The organism is Vibrio sp. 10N.261.51.A4 (genome assembly GCF_041471945.1).
GTDB classification, from domain to species: domain Bacteria; phylum Pseudomonadota; class Gammaproteobacteria; order Enterobacterales; family Vibrionaceae; genus Vibrio; species Vibrio crassostreae_C.
Genome location: NZ_JBFRPJ010000060.1, coordinates 14,519 through 28,472 on the forward strand (window position 1 = coordinate 14,519; position 13,954 = coordinate 28,472).

Sequence of the window (13,954 nt, forward strand, 5' to 3'; positions counted from 1 at the left end):
TAAGCTATTGCTCGGTAACTAAACCAAATGGCGACTCAGCCAAACGGCAACTGAGCCAAACCTTGGTTAAACCGTAAACTTATTCAATAGCTCGTCTTGTTGGCGAACATTGTCAGTTTGCTGCTGCATTGCGGTATTCGCTTCTTGGGCCGCTGTTGATACTTGTGTTGAAAGGTCTTTGATCTTAACAGTGTTGTTATTGATCTCTTCCGCTACTAAGCTCTGCTCTTCTGCCGCTGAAGCAATCTGGATGTTCATATCTGAGATGCGTTGAATCGCGTCACGGATACGGTCAAGTGAAGAGTTCGCTTGCTGAGCGCGTTCAACGGCGTCAGTGGCTGTGTCTTTACTTTGGTTCATCGCGTTCGATACTGAGCTTGCACCCGCTTGGAGCTGCTCGATCATGTTGCGGATTTCCGTAGTTGATTCTTGAGTACGTTGTGCCAGAGTACGAACTTCATCGGCAACGACTGCGAAACCACGGCCTGATTCACCAGCACGCGCCGCTTCAATAGCCGCATTCAATGCCAGTAGGTTGGTTTGGTCTGCAATATCGTTGATTACTTTTAGAATTGTTTCGATGTTGGCTGTTGCTGATTCAAGTACTTGTACTTCGGCAACCGCTTGGTCGATACGTGCTGAAAGGTTATCAATCGCTTGAGTGGTGTCACTTACGACAGATGTGCCGCCTAGCGTTGCTTCGTCTGCTTCACGGGCTGCCGCTGCTGCGCCTTGAGCATTGTTTGCAACTTCAGTTGCAGTAACCGCCATCTCGTTCATTGCAGTCGCTAACTGTTCAAGCTCTTCCAGTTGGGTATTCATCGCTTTCGCTGATTCGCCTGCACCTTTAACCGTGATTTCAGTACCACGCTTAATTTCAACACCAATCGCTTTCGATTGAATGATCTGATTTTGCAGGTTTTCAGTAAAGGTGTTGAAACCTTTCGCTAGGTCAGAGAACTCTTGGTCTGTGTTGGTATCTAGGCGCTTAGTTAAATCACCTTGACCGCTCGCCACATCTTGAATGGCTTGGTTAAGCGCATCCAGTGGACGCATTAACACACGAATCAGAACAGTCAGTGCAATGATGCTGAGAATAACTGCAATCAACGAGTAGATCATTGAGCTGTTCTTCAATTCTTCAACGGTTTGGAACGCGATCTCTTCATCCAGGATGGCACCTATATACCAATCTTCACTAGGGATGTGGGTGAAATTAACTAGGAACATTTTGCCGTCGACTTCAATTTCTTGAGAGCCTTCACGAATAGTCGCTTGTGGCATGTAGCTTGATAGCGTTTCACCGTTGTTTTTCGCATTTGGGTGAGCAATCGTGGTGCCGTCGGCTGTTACTAGGAACAGGTAACCCGCATCAAACAAGTTCACTTGGTTGACCAAGGTAGCAAGGTTCGTCAATTCTAGGTCGTAGAACATACCCGCAGTAAAGCGGCCGTTGTCTTTAACTGGAGTACCTACTGATATGATGACTTTCTTACTTGATGCATCCACATAAGGAGCGGTAACAACTAAACTGTTTTTGGATTTAGCATCAATGTACCAAGGACGAATTCGTGGGTCGTAGTCTGGACCGGCATCCCAACCATCATCATTTTCAATAACGAAACCGTTTGCTTCATAACCAAAACCAACCGCTAGGAAGCTGTTTTTAAGCTTTGGCTTTTCTAAGATTTCTTTAACGTAAGCGCGATCTTCAGGGTTGATCTCGATGACTTCAGTCGTCGATTGAGCCAACGCTTTCTTGGCGTTCATCTCCGATACGACGGTATTTTTCACGCCCGAGACCATCTCTTTCAGGCTCGCATTGACGTGGTTTTCTACTGCACTTCTTACAGTGTAAAGTTGTTGTATTGAAAGCAATGATACTGTCACTAGCAGCAAGGCTGATGATGCAGCAACCACCTTATGGCTAAATTTCATTGAGTTTTCCCCTTCTCACAGGCTTTGCGAAGACTAAAGTTAATCGTGTTTTTGTAATTATATATATCGACTAGATTGGGTTTTACTTGAATGTAATTTCACAAAATAGACTGCAAAAATACAACAACATAAACAATACAAAATTCACTAAATCACATATTTGTTACTTTTAGTATTTGGTTCAATGAGTTGGGGAATGGGGCTAGACAGAGTTTAAGGAGGGATTAAGAATGTATTAATTTGACGATTATGCGTTCAGTTTTCTATTAACAAGAGTTGGGTTGAATAAATGATATGAAATCAAGTGATATACAGAACTTATAAATTGATTGAACTCTAAATAATGCTGTGTATATATTTGTGCTAATAAAAAGCCCCACAAAAGTGAGGCTTTATAAACTGAATCTTTATTGAGTTACATAAGTAGTATCTAATTTAGAATATTAGATGCGCTACACCAGCGATAACTGGAAGCGTAATTAACGTACGTAGAATAAAGATAATAAACAGTTCTAAGATGTTCACTGGAATCTTACTTCCTAGAAGTAGAGCGCCCACCTCAGACATGTAGATCAGCTGAGTTACCGACATTGCTGCAATAACAAAGCGAGTCATCTCGTTGTCGATAGAAGCCGCAAGGATTGCTGGGATAAACATGTCCGCAAAACCAACAACAATCGTTTCAGATGCTGCAACCGCTTCAGGAACACCAAGTAGCTCTAGGAATGGAATGAAAGGCTGACCTAGGATTGAGAACACAGACGTGTATTCCGCAATAACCAGTGCCATTGTACCTAAACCCATAACAACAGGCAGTACGCCAAATACCATATCTACGGCGTTACGAACGCCTTCGCCAAATACAGATTTAGCCGACTTTACTTGAGATGCTTTATTTACCGCTAGCTCAAGACCCCAAGAGAACGTTGAGTGACCTGCTGGGATCGCGTCAGCGTCTTTGTGCGGCTTGCTGCCATCAATGAAAGTATCTTTCTTCATGCTTAGTGGTGGAAGGCGAGGGATGATCACCGCTGCCACAATACCCGCTAAACAGATTGCTGCGTAGAAAGGTAGGAACAGGTGCTCTAGTTCTACCTGAGCAATAACCACAAGACTGAATGTGATAGATACTGCTGAGAAAGTCGTACCAACAACCGCAGCTTCACGCTGAGTGTAGAATTTCTTCTCGTACTGTTTGCTTGTAAGCAGGATACCAACACTGCCGTCACCCAACCAAGAAGCCATACAGTCAATAGCACTGCGGCCTGGTAGGTTGAAGATTGGACGCATGATTTTACTTAGTAGCGTGCCAAACAGCTCTAGTAGACCAAAGTTAAGTAGAAGCGGAAGTAGCAAACCAGCAAAGATGAATACTGAGAACAGTGTCGGAAGCAGGCCTTCTAGAACCAGACCACCAGTATTTTCTTCCCAAATAACCTCAGGGCCAACTTGGAAGAAAGCCATAACGGCTGCAGCACCACCAATTAAACGAACCAGCAACCACAGTGGAGATGGGTTGAAAAGGCCGTTTAAAAATGAATTTGATGTAATGAATGTAGGCTTAAAAATGGTGCTTAAAACTGAAGCTACAGACATGAAAGCAACGATCGCAGTGATGATAGGGACTAGATATTCACCGAAAACCGCTTGAATTGATTTGGCTAAGATAGCTACAGGGATGGTTAGATCACCTTGATAGCTGATTGGCGCCATGAAAAGGAATAAACCAATCAATGATGGGATTAAGAAAACCCAGAAACTGCCTTTAGATTTCTCTGTTTGAGCAGTATTCTTGTTGTTAGACATGTTATTGTTCTCGAATTTCTACACGTAAAAAAGCCACATCCTTGGCATTTTTATTCACTAAACGTCCGTATTTTCTCATTGGGTGCAAGATTACCCAGTATTAATATCGCTTGCAATACTATTCATCAAATATCGCTAAATATTCATACTGGTTATTCTGCAACGTATTAAGAGTTTAGAATAAAGTGTTGCGGATGTTACGTAGTTTGAGGTTATATTGCCAGATATTTATAAATTGACTGGGGTTTCAGTTCGATAGGTCAAGTATAACCAGTAGCTAAACGCAATAATGAAAGCAAAAGAGGCAGGGAAAGCCAATGCCAAGATTTCGAAGCGTTGGAACAGACAAGCGCCAATTAAGCCGCCAAACAGGAAGCCAACCACAATGAAAATTAGCAGTTTGGCTTTACGGCGGTCAAAAGGCATCCCCTTTAAGCGAGCGCCAATCATGATCCCAAGATCGGTAATGATCCCGCTCATGTGTGTTGTTCGAATGATTGCCCCGCTGTAAGTGGTGATCATCGCGTTCTGCAAACCACACGCGGCTGAAGCGAAATACTGACCTGAAGTATAGCCTTGCAACAGTGTCCACAGCGCCAAAAACAGCAATCCACCCTCAATACATAGTGCAACACCGTAACGGCGTCCTAACTTCAATGCTTGGTTTTCAATAAAGAACCCGCTGAACGCCGCACCTAACATGAAGCTCATGATCACCAATAGGAGGTGAACAGAAGCCGAGGTCGGTGTAAGCAGGCTACTGCCTAGCAAAGACATGGTGCCGGAGATATGGGAGATAGCTTGATGTTGGAAGCCAAGTAAGCCGATAGCATTAACACTGCCAGCAAGACCAGCTAACAAAAGGGCGCCGTATTCAACCCAGCGAGGTAACTTAGAAATCATGTGGTTCACCCTGGGTTAAATAGAGGAGCAAGATTATAACGCTAGACAAAAGATACGCTAGCGCTGTGAAGCGGTGATATTTGATCTTAGGCAACAGTATTGCAGTTTGTTTTAATACTGTTGCTATATAAAGATAACGGTCAATAACGAGATAAAGATAACGCTCAATGACGAACTAGTTGTAATGGCTCATTTGGTGGTCGAACTTAACCCAACCGTGTTTGCGTTCTTCATAAACCGAAAAGGTCGGCAGTGGGAAGTCTTGCTCTTTAAATAATCCGAGCGGGACGATATAAAAATCAGCGGCGGCAACCGACTGCAAAAGCATGGTGGTGCCACACTTGGGACAAAACTGATAGGTGACTTCATTACCCGTATCGCTGATGCGTGAAAAAGAGGTCACTTCACCGCTGAGTGTAACTTGTTCTATTGGGAACCGAGCCTGAATGCCGAACACACTTCCGGTGCGTTTCTGACACTCATAGCAATGGCAGACAGATGTACGTTGAGGTTCACCTCGGCATACTAGGTTGACTGCTCCACAGCGGCATTCGCAACTTCTGATATTTCTATCTTTAATATGATTGATATCCATCCATGCTCCACTTCTGGTTAACCCTGTATTGATAATTATACTAAAGCCCTTTATGGTCTGCACAACTGGATGAAAACAAAAGAATATAATTGCCCATGAAAAAGAAAATCTTACCTATCCCTCTGATTCTACTGATTCCAATTGTCATGCTGGTTGTGGTGATAGTAGCGGGTATTTATCGCTTTAGCTTAAGTGATGAAGAGATCTTGGCGAAGTTTCCTTCTTCTCAAGTGAGTTATGACCCAGTCGTAGAAACCGTTTTTGATTTGAAGACGACCAATCCATGGACAATTAAAGTTCCTGAGACTAACGCCTACGCTTTTATCAATGAAGTTGATGAGCCTAGAGCCATCGCGTTTGGACGCTATGACTCAGGTGTTGAGCGCGGTGTGGTAACGGTAGACACAAATAATCTTTCAGCCGCCACGCTGGGCAAGGCGAGTTTCTTTGTCGCGCCGATGTGGATATCTAACCAAGGCAGCGGTGTGTTCTATTATCTAGGCCTGTTTAAACATGACCAGCAACGAAGCCGCGTGGTGTTAGTCGACCAACTTTTACTGGGTGACCGTATACAAATTCAGACATTGGAGGTCGCTCAGCTGCCAGATTCGCAATCACAGAATAAACTTACTGGGGAAGGTTTTATCGGCTTTACTCAGCATTCTGCGGAACAATCATTTGCAGAACCCCCTTCTGAAAAGGTGTTAATGAGTTTTTCTTTTGATACGCAATCAATTGGTAAGCAATAACGTTTTCGTGAATGTAAGGATCTGTTGTTTATGTGAGCCAAATTACATATTATCTTAGTTAGATGAATGAAATTTAGACACAGTTAGCTTTGTGTCCGCTTATTATTACAAATGGAGCTTGCGAATGATTAATAAACGTTTTTTTAAGACGAAAGATGAAGTTGAAGTGACCTTCGAGCTAGAAGCTCAGGAAGCGAACTCTGTATCCATCGTTGCTGACTTTCTTGATTGGAAAGCCACCCCAATGAAAAAACTGGCCAAAGGGAAGGTTTACAAGTTTAAAACTCGTCTACCTAAAGATGGCGAGTTTCAATTCCGCTACCTAGTTGATGACCAACAATGGGTGAACGATGCGAATGCCGATCGTTACATCCCAAATGAATTTGGTGAAGACAACTGCCTAGTGTCGACGGTAAACGCATAATCTTTTCTTAAAACCAGCGACTAATTCGCTTCGTTTATTAATTATTCGAAACGGAATAACGTCAACCAATAGAAAGCAGAAACTAGCCGTTTCTGCTTTTTTATTTTTAAATTTAGCGGTTAATTTTATTTCTTATCTAGTGGCTCTTCATCTACGGCAACTCAATGACTTAGGCTAAGTTGGGAAGATTCACATCATATTATGACAATGCATTGATGATTTATGCGTTTGAAAAGCATATCCTATGCCTTTATATCGTAGAAAGACCTGTTTACCGTGTATTCAAAAATATTTCCCTCTCCGTTTGCTGAGCTTTCACCTGTAAAAAAAGTAGCTATTTTGGGACTGCCACTTATTGCTGCGATTGGTGTTGCTTTGCAATCATCACAATCGGATCTGACGAAAACGATCGATCTTGATTTGCCCGACTCAACCGTTATTGAGTCAATTCTGTCACCATCTTCTGTTACCGTTATTGAGCCGCCGACATTTGAGTATCAAATTCAAACGGGCGATAACTTGAGTAGCATCTTCACTCAGCTTGGATTTTCTTACAAATCGATGATGAGCGTGATGGAAACCGATTTAAACTTCCTTGCGTTAGACACGCTTCGCCCAGGTAACACATTGCGTTTTTGGCGTGATGAAGCGACGGGCGACCTTTCCAAAATGGAACTTCAATTTAGTGTTGCAGATAAAGTGGTTTACCGACTGCTTGAAGATGGTACATACGAGTTTGAAGATATCTCTATTCCGGGCGAGTGGAAGCAAAAACCTTTAGTGGGTGATATTCAAGGCAGCTTCTCTATGTCGGCGAACAAGGTTGGCCTGAGCAGTCTTGAGATTGACCATATTGTGACTCTTCTTAAAGATAAGCTGAACTTTAGCCGAGACCTACGTGCTGGCGATCAGTTTGAAGTGCTTCAAAAAGCGCAATATGTTGATGGTGTTGCAACCGGAAAACGTGAAATTGAAGCAATTAAGATCATGAATCGTAACCGCGTTGTGTCAGCATACTTACACACTGACGGACAATATTACGATGCTAATGGCGATAGCTTACAACGTGCTTTCCAACGTTACCCAGTGAGCAGTAGCTGGCGCCAAAGTTCTCAGTTTAACCCTAAGCGCTTACACCCTGTGACTGGCCGCATTTCACCGCACAACGGTACAGATTTCGCGACGCCAGTTGGTACGCCGGTTCAAGCAACGGGTGATGGCAAAGTGATTATGACGCGTAAGCACCCATATGCGGGTAACTACGTGGTCATTCAGAACGGCAGCACTTACAAAACGCGCTACTTGCACTTAAGCAAGATCCTTGTTCGTAAAGGACAAACGGTATCTCGTGGTCAACGTATTGGCCTATCGGGTAAAACGGGTCGAGTGACAGGTGCTCACTTGCACTATGAACTGATCGAACGTGGTCGCCCTGTTGATGCGATGAAAGCGAATATCCCAATGGCTGATTCTGTGCCTAAAAAGGAAAAAGCGACATTCACAGCCGCGAGAGATGAAGCCGACAAGCTATTGAAGGCAGCGTTAGAAACGCGCAATCTAGCAATGGTTAATAATGCTAGTAAGTAGCTAGCCATTAAACTGTTTTAAAGCCGCAAGAGCATCACAAAGCACAGTCAGTGTTAAGTGATGCTCTTGCGGCTTTTTAGTTCTCAATAGAAGGTTCGGTAAGGGTTTAAACTAAAGGCTCTGAGTGCGCGACATAGCTAACGATAGCTTCAGGCCGCATTGGAGGTGAGTAGAGGTAACCTTGGATCTTGTCACATCCCATCGCGTGCAGCTTTTCTAATTGCTCACGCTTCTCAACACCTTCCGCAACCAAAGATACATCGAGTCTATGGGCCAGTTGAACAATCAGCCATACTACGCTCTCTGAGGTCGAACTAGTTAACAAGTCTCGAATAAAGGTCGCATCAATTTTAATGCAATCGATAGGGTAGCTGTGGATGTAGTTCAAACTGGAGTAGCCTGTACCAAAGTCGTCGAGTGCAATCGTGAAGCCTTGTCCTCTCAGAAAGTTAAGCGCGGATTTTGTCTCTTGTGTTGGCGATAACAGAACGGTTTCGGTTAACTCGATAACAAACTCATTCGCCTTAAAATGGTGCTGTTCAATGGTTCGAGTCAGGTAGGATATATAACGTTTCGAATCAGTAAGCTCGTGCGCAGAGCAGTTGATTCCAAGTTTAACCTTGTAGCCCAAGCCTTGCTCTAGTGTGGTTTTAGCGCGGCACACCAATTCAATAATGCGTTCACCTAATTCGACAATCAGCCCTGACTCTTCTGCCACTTGAATAAACTCTACGGGTGAGATGTCTCCATGTCTGGCGGTTTTCCAGCGAGTCAGTACCTCGAAATATTCCCATTGCGTTTCACCTTGACCCACAATCGGCTGTACCACTACGTACATTCCATTGCTGTCGGGGATATAGCTTTGTGAAATTGGGTTTTCCAGCTCACTTCGTAGCGCTGCGACTAGCTCGGTTTTTCTTTGGTAACGAACTCTTAAGTGAGTGTCATAACATTGAATATGAGTATCTTGGCTGTGTTTACACTCTTTAAGCGCCAAGCTGGTATTGAAGATGATTTGCTCAACGTCTTTGTTGTCTCCATCCGAACTGGCAATACCGATGCTGACGTCGAAATCTATCTTGATATCAACGCTACTGTAGCCCTGCTTAATTTTGGCCAGTATTTGTTCGCACACGGCTATCGGATCAGAATGGTAGGTGATGAAGGCGAACTCGTTGCCAGCAGTCCGGAAAGTCAGGTTGCTTTCAGGTAAAGTTCGGCGCAATATTTCTGCGACAAACTGCAGCACCTTGTCGCCAATATAATTACCGTGCATATCATTAATGGCTTTGAAGCTATTGATATCGAGTAAAGCCAATGTAAAAGGAGTGACGCTCTGTTGAGTAATCGACTCTAAGGTATCTGATAAACAGCTTCGGTTGAGTAACCCGGTTAGGCTGTCGTGTGACACCTCATAACTAAGCTGATTTACAAGTTGTTCGGAACGATCGTTAAACCACATTTCACGCAAGGTGTGGATGATGATGTCGGCGAACAATTGATGGTGCTTTACCACGTCTTGTTGCTGATCAGGGCTAAGAGGCGAGGTGAACGTTGAAAACAGCACGCCCATCACTTCGCCACTTTGAGTTTGAGTCGGGATCGCGATGGAGTTTTGTGAGGTGATTTCCTGCCTAAATGCCGATGTTGGCAATGACTGGACGATGTACTGAGAAAATGAGCAATCTGGGTGTCTTTGATTGACGGCTTGTTGGTAGATGTGACCATGGCGCGCATTGATTTTGTCATGTAATACATGATCAGAATGGGCGATCACCAAAGGAACGGTTTGGTCAGGGAAGTACTTCTTCTCAATGATGCTAGTGTATTGAGTATCAAAGGTCTGATGTAAAGTAAGCACAGCTGACTCTAAAAGGTCGATACCTTCCAATTTCAGCAAACGGCCAATGCGCTCTGTGTCTATCATGCTATTGTGCGTATGTTGAGTCATAGCCACCACCCCTAGTTAACCAGATTCACTGTGTAAGCGGTATACGTATTATCTTGTATATGTGCGAACTTGTATAATCTATATGCGTCAAGTTTATTATTGACCGTGTTGTATAACTTTTCAAATTAAAACGTGACTTATTTCACAGAGCTTGCGTGCTACGCTCTTTGTCTAGCCTGTCTTTCAGATGGTCCAAAAAGAGCTTGGTTCGCGTGTGCGAGTAATCAAGCTTAGGGTAGTACGCGTAAACCATCACTTCGTCGGCGGTAATATTTGGCAATACTGGAACTAATGTCCCTTGCTTTAGATCCTCTTTGATCATCGCTTTGATGGTTAACAGTACGCCCATTCCTCGCTTCGCAGCATGAAACAAAGCCTCTGGATTGGTGGTCGCAAAGTTACCATTGAGGGTGATGCGTTGCCCTTTGGTGAGTGTGACTTCTCGGGTAGGGCGCTCTCCCCAAATCAAAGAGTTGTGTTGTTCTAAGTCCTGCTCGTTGGCGGGGTAACCATGTTTAGCTAAATAGCTTGGCGCTGCATAGAAGCTGGCTTTGTGTTCAAACAGCGGTGTTTTCTTGAAGCTTAATGAGTTGAGTTGTTCTAGTTCACGACTGATTACCAAGTCCAAGCCAAGCTCGGGTAATTGACCGGGCGTAGTGGTGATGAGTTGTACCTTAATATCAGGGTACTTTTCTAAGAAGTCGTCCATGTATTGCACCAGAAACTTAGAGCCAACCGCAATCGTAGCGCCAATCTTTAATAGGCCTGCTGGGGTTTGGTTAACCGAGCGAGTCTCATCAATAATGGACTGCCAATTGTCGAGCTGATCCTTGGCTCGCAGGTAAAAGAGCGCACCTGCTTCGGTTTGGCTAATTGATCGCGTGGTGCGCTTTAACAGTTGGGTGCCTATGCGCTCTTCTAGCCAGTTCACTCTTTTGCTGATCGCCGAGCTGGTGGTGTTCAGCTTTCGAGCAGCACCATTGAAGCTGCCTTCTTCGACTACTCTGACGTAGCTTTTTACGTTAAGAATCCAATCCATATTATTTCCTGTTAGGACTTAATAAAATTCCAATTTAGCTAATTATCAATTATTGGTTTTGAATGTAAACTCATCTAATGAACAAATATCAAACGAATAGGGAATTTTTTGAGCCAATCGACCTTTAAAAAAACGCCGTTACTCTTAGCAATGATGATTATTGCTACGGGGCAGGTGGGTGTGAGCATCTACTTGCCATCATTGCCGTTAATTGCTTCTGACTTAAGTGCTACTCAAGTAGATGTACAGCTGCTCGTCACGCTGTTTCTGGTGGGTTTTGGCTTGTCTCAGCTATTTTACGGACCGATGTCCGATGCGGTGGGAAGAAGACCTATTTTCTTGTTAGGTCAGGGTGTTTATTTGATTGGTACAGTCGTTTGTGTTGTGTTTTCTGACAATATGACGGCGCTAGAAGTTGGTCGCTTGCTACAAGGTTTAGGGGCGGGTAGTGCCTCGGTTCTTGGGCGAAGTGTGCTTCGTGACAGTTATGATGGCCCTCAGCTAACTAAAGCCTTGTCTTATATTTCTCTGACTGCTTCGATCATGCCGATCATTGCGCCGGTATTCGGTGGTTGGATTTCATTTCACCTCGGTTGGCAGGCGGTGTTCCTGTTCGTTTTATTGTATCTACTAGCGATATTCACACTGGGTTACTTTGTTCTGCATGAAACTTTGCCATACGGAAAGAGCCGCTTTGATGCGTGCCAAGTGGTGAAGAACTACGGACGCTTGTTGACCAATCGCCAAGTGTTGACCAGTGCCAGTTACAACTGGATGAGCTACATGGCGAGTTTGGTATCGCTATCGTTGTTTCCATTCTTAATGCAAGAGCAATTGGGGCTGACCGCCGCTGAGTATGGTTCATTGATGATTGTCCCTTCGGCAGGCTTACTGATCGGTAGCGTTGCTTTGAACTTGCTCAATCGTAGGTTTAGCACTCCGCAATTGATGAGCCTTGCGATTTTGATTATTTTGGCTTCGGGAACTTGGCTTCTTACTCATGAGTTATCCATCTTTAACTTGGTTTGGGCGTTTACTTGGTTGGCGATAGCACAAGGCATTTCGTTCCCATTATCAATCAGCATGTTATTAGAACCTCATAAGAAGCAAGCGGGCGCAGTATCGGCATTGTCGGGCTCTATTCAGATGTGTTTAGCGGGTTTATTGGGTGGGTATCTGGTAGAAAGTTGGGTCACGACTCATCTACAGTTAGGCGTGTTCTACCTCATTATTGGCGCAGCCATGGGCGGAGTGCTTTGGTCTTCAACCAAAATGAACAACAAAGGCGATACTGTTGAAGTGGAATATAGCTAAACACTAAATTCACTATCGTTTAACGCACCATAGTTAATACGTTGTATTTGTGCTGATGGTTTTCTACAATGCTTCGGTCCATTGAATAGGTAAAAACAAAATGCAGCAAAATGAATTTGAAGTACTGGTAAAAGCTATCTGCGCACTAGATGGCCTGCCTCAAGCGCTTGAGCTATTGAAATCCAATGAGGATACAGAAGTCGCTGAGGCTGCTGCATCACTGACTGGTCAATTTGCACTTGCTGAAGTGGAAGGCGAAAAGCGTATTTACCACGTGACGCTTCAAGAAAATGAACAAGGCGAAGAGCAAGAGTACATCGAACATGTCATGAATGAAGGCGATGACTTAATCAAATTTGCAGCTTGGTTCTTTGAAACGATGTTTGAATTGAAGCAAAAAGACACATACCAAATTGCCGGTAAAACTTACAGACAGCCAAAGCGCAGCTAGGTTTCTCAGTAAAGCATTTTAGAAAGCAGCTCTATTGAGCTGCTTTTTTTATCAGTGTCTAAATCAATGTCTTGGGTTGTTATTAGGAATGGAGCATTAAGCTCAAACCAGAATTTAGGTTAACTCATTGATATACAAAAACAATGCTGATTAGCACAGAGACAAAATTAGGCTAATTGCAAATGAATGCTTAATATTGCATTAAAGTGTGATTTAGATCTTGTTTTTGGGCGTTTTAAGTGTAAAATCCGCGCTAAAGAAAGTTGATTATGTGCGGAGATAAGCATGAATTACGAACTAGGCCACGCATACCTTGGTCAAATGGCAGCAAAAAACATGATGCACGAAGCATTGTACGGCACTTCAAAGCCAAAGAAACCATCGTTCTTTAAGCGAATGATGAAGAAAATGGCTAAATAAGCATTTTCAAAAACGGAATTTTAAAAGGCCTTAAACTCGATGAAGTTTAAGGCCTTTTTCGTTTTAGCGATTGGTGAAAGTTATCGCTTTGTTTTGTTGTGGATGGACACAAAAAATACCAATTAAGCTTCTGACTAATGGCTTTTAATGAACTCAGCCAGCAGATTGATTGGATAAGTCGACCACATTATTAGGGATGCTATCTAAGCCATTCTCTTTCATCCACGCTTCTAAGTTATCGGCACCACCGATGTACTTACCATCAAGCCAGATCTGCGGGACGGTGACCGGTGTTTTCTCACCAATGTGTGCTTTTACCTCTGGAATCATACGGTACAAAGCGGCGCTGTCTTTTACGACATCGTGGTATTGGTATTCAACACCCGCTTCATCCAGCATTTTCTTCGCTTTAACACAGAATGGGCAGGTCGCCTTACCATAAACGATGTTGCCTTTTAGGCTGTCTCGTTTGGTCCACTCTTTGATCACCGATTGGATTAACACACCGCGATTCAGCGCTTCACCTTGGCTGACCACTTTGCCTTCAACAACAAGGATTGGAGCATGCCAAGAGCCTAGTTTTAGCGGCTCCCACCAGTGAGACAACCAATCTTTTACTTCCAGTTCGACATCGACATCGGCCAACTCATTCTCAAAAGTATCCTTCAGAATGTCTTTGGTAAGGGTACATTCTCCACATGGGATGTTAACTTTAAATGGACCCCAACTGCCTGCCCAACGGTATAGTGTAATCTTGACTGGTTTCTTCATGGTTAC

The 13,954-nt window shown here is 43.7% G+C and carries 13 protein-coding genes; 6 read left to right on the forward strand and 7 right to left on the reverse strand.

Annotated features, from left to right (window positions below):
- Nucleotides 1–66 precede the first annotated feature (66 nt).
- The 4 genes from AB4384_RS13960 to AB4384_RS13975 all read right to left on the reverse strand — a co-directional run bounded on the left by AB4384_RS13960 (nt 67) and on the right by AB4384_RS13975 (nt 5,305).
- Nucleotides 67–1,938, reverse strand: coding sequence for a methyl-accepting chemotaxis protein (locus AB4384_RS13960; protein ID WP_102321342.1), 1,872 nt, complete (start codon nt 1,936–1,938; stop codon nt 67–69).
- A 435-nt stretch (nt 1,939–2,373) separates the two neighbouring features.
- Nucleotides 2,374–3,744, reverse strand: coding sequence for a YjiH family protein (locus AB4384_RS13965; protein ID WP_017067418.1), 1,371 nt, complete (start codon nt 3,742–3,744; stop codon nt 2,374–2,376).
- 228 nt (nt 3,745–3,972) lie between these two features.
- A complete protein-coding gene (locus AB4384_RS13970) occupies nt 3,973–4,647 on the reverse strand; it encodes a YoaK family protein (protein ID WP_017062746.1) in 675 nt (224 codons plus the stop codon).
- Between the two features lie 175 nt (nt 4,648–4,822).
- Nucleotides 4,823–5,305, reverse strand: a complete 483-nt coding sequence (locus AB4384_RS13975; RefSeq protein ID WP_102393911.1) for a GFA family protein — start codon at nt 5,303–5,305, stop codon at nt 4,823–4,825.
- A gap of 32 nt (nt 5,306–5,337) precedes the next feature.
- On the opposite strand from AB4384_RS13975, the gene AB4384_RS13980 reads away from it, so the two are divergent.
- The 3 genes from AB4384_RS13980 to AB4384_RS13990 all read left to right on the forward strand — a co-directional run bounded on the left by AB4384_RS13980 (nt 5,338) and on the right by AB4384_RS13990 (nt 8,002).
- A complete protein-coding gene (locus AB4384_RS13980; protein WP_017062744.1) occupies nt 5,338–5,991 on the forward strand; it encodes a hypothetical protein in 654 nt (217 codons plus the stop codon).
- Nucleotides 5,992–6,115: 124 nt separating this feature from the next.
- Nucleotides 6,116–6,415, forward strand: a complete 300-nt coding sequence (locus tag AB4384_RS13985; RefSeq protein WP_009845720.1) for an isoamylase early set domain-containing protein — start codon at nt 6,116–6,118, stop codon at nt 6,413–6,415.
- A gap of 276 nt (nt 6,416–6,691) precedes the next feature.
- Nucleotides 6,692–8,002 (forward strand): peptidoglycan DD-metalloendopeptidase family protein, encoded by a 1,311-nt coding sequence (locus AB4384_RS13990; RefSeq protein WP_372129688.1) that lies wholly within the window; start codon nt 6,692–6,694, stop codon nt 8,000–8,002.
- 106 nt (nt 8,003–8,108) lie between these two features.
- Here AB4384_RS13990 and AB4384_RS13995 read toward each other — a convergent pair whose 3' ends face one another.
- Together AB4384_RS13995 and AB4384_RS14000 are read right to left on the reverse strand one after the other, a co-directional pair.
- A complete protein-coding gene (locus tag AB4384_RS13995; protein WP_017068381.1) occupies nt 8,109–9,953 on the reverse strand; it encodes a bifunctional diguanylate cyclase/phosphodiesterase in 1,845 nt (614 codons plus the stop codon).
- Nucleotides 9,954–10,095: 142 nt separating this feature from the next.
- The gene (locus AB4384_RS14000; protein ID WP_017062741.1) at nt 10,096–10,992 is read right to left on the reverse strand and encodes a LysR family transcriptional regulator; all 897 of its coding nucleotides are present in this window, start codon (nt 10,990–10,992) and stop codon (nt 10,096–10,098) included.
- 108 nt (nt 10,993–11,100) lie between these two features.
- Between AB4384_RS14000 and AB4384_RS14005 the strand changes: the two genes are divergently transcribed.
- The 3 genes from AB4384_RS14005 to AB4384_RS14015 all read left to right on the forward strand — a co-directional run bounded on the left by AB4384_RS14005 (nt 11,101) and on the right by AB4384_RS14015 (nt 13,177).
- Entirely contained in the window at nt 11,101–12,306 is a 1,206-nt protein-coding gene (locus AB4384_RS14005; RefSeq protein ID WP_372129689.1) for a multidrug effflux MFS transporter, read from the forward strand.
- A gap of 100 nt (nt 12,307–12,406) precedes the next feature.
- Entirely contained in the window at nt 12,407–12,757 is a 351-nt protein-coding gene (locus AB4384_RS14010; protein WP_017057980.1) for a hypothetical protein, read from the forward strand.
- Between the two features lie 285 nt (nt 12,758–13,042).
- Complete coding sequence (locus AB4384_RS14015) at nt 13,043–13,177, forward strand: hypothetical protein (protein ID WP_010431176.1); 135 nt, start codon at nt 13,043–13,045, stop codon at nt 13,175–13,177.
- A gap of 153 nt (nt 13,178–13,330) precedes the next feature.
- Here the strand turns inward: AB4384_RS14015 and AB4384_RS14020 are convergent, their stop codons facing one another.
- Nucleotides 13,331–13,948 carry a glutaredoxin domain-containing protein gene (locus tag AB4384_RS14020; protein ID WP_017062739.1) on the reverse strand — a complete coding sequence of 206 codons (618 nt, stop codon included), beginning with the start codon at nt 13,946–13,948 and terminating at the stop codon, nt 13,331–13,333.
- Nucleotides 13,949–13,954 lie beyond the last annotated feature (6 nt).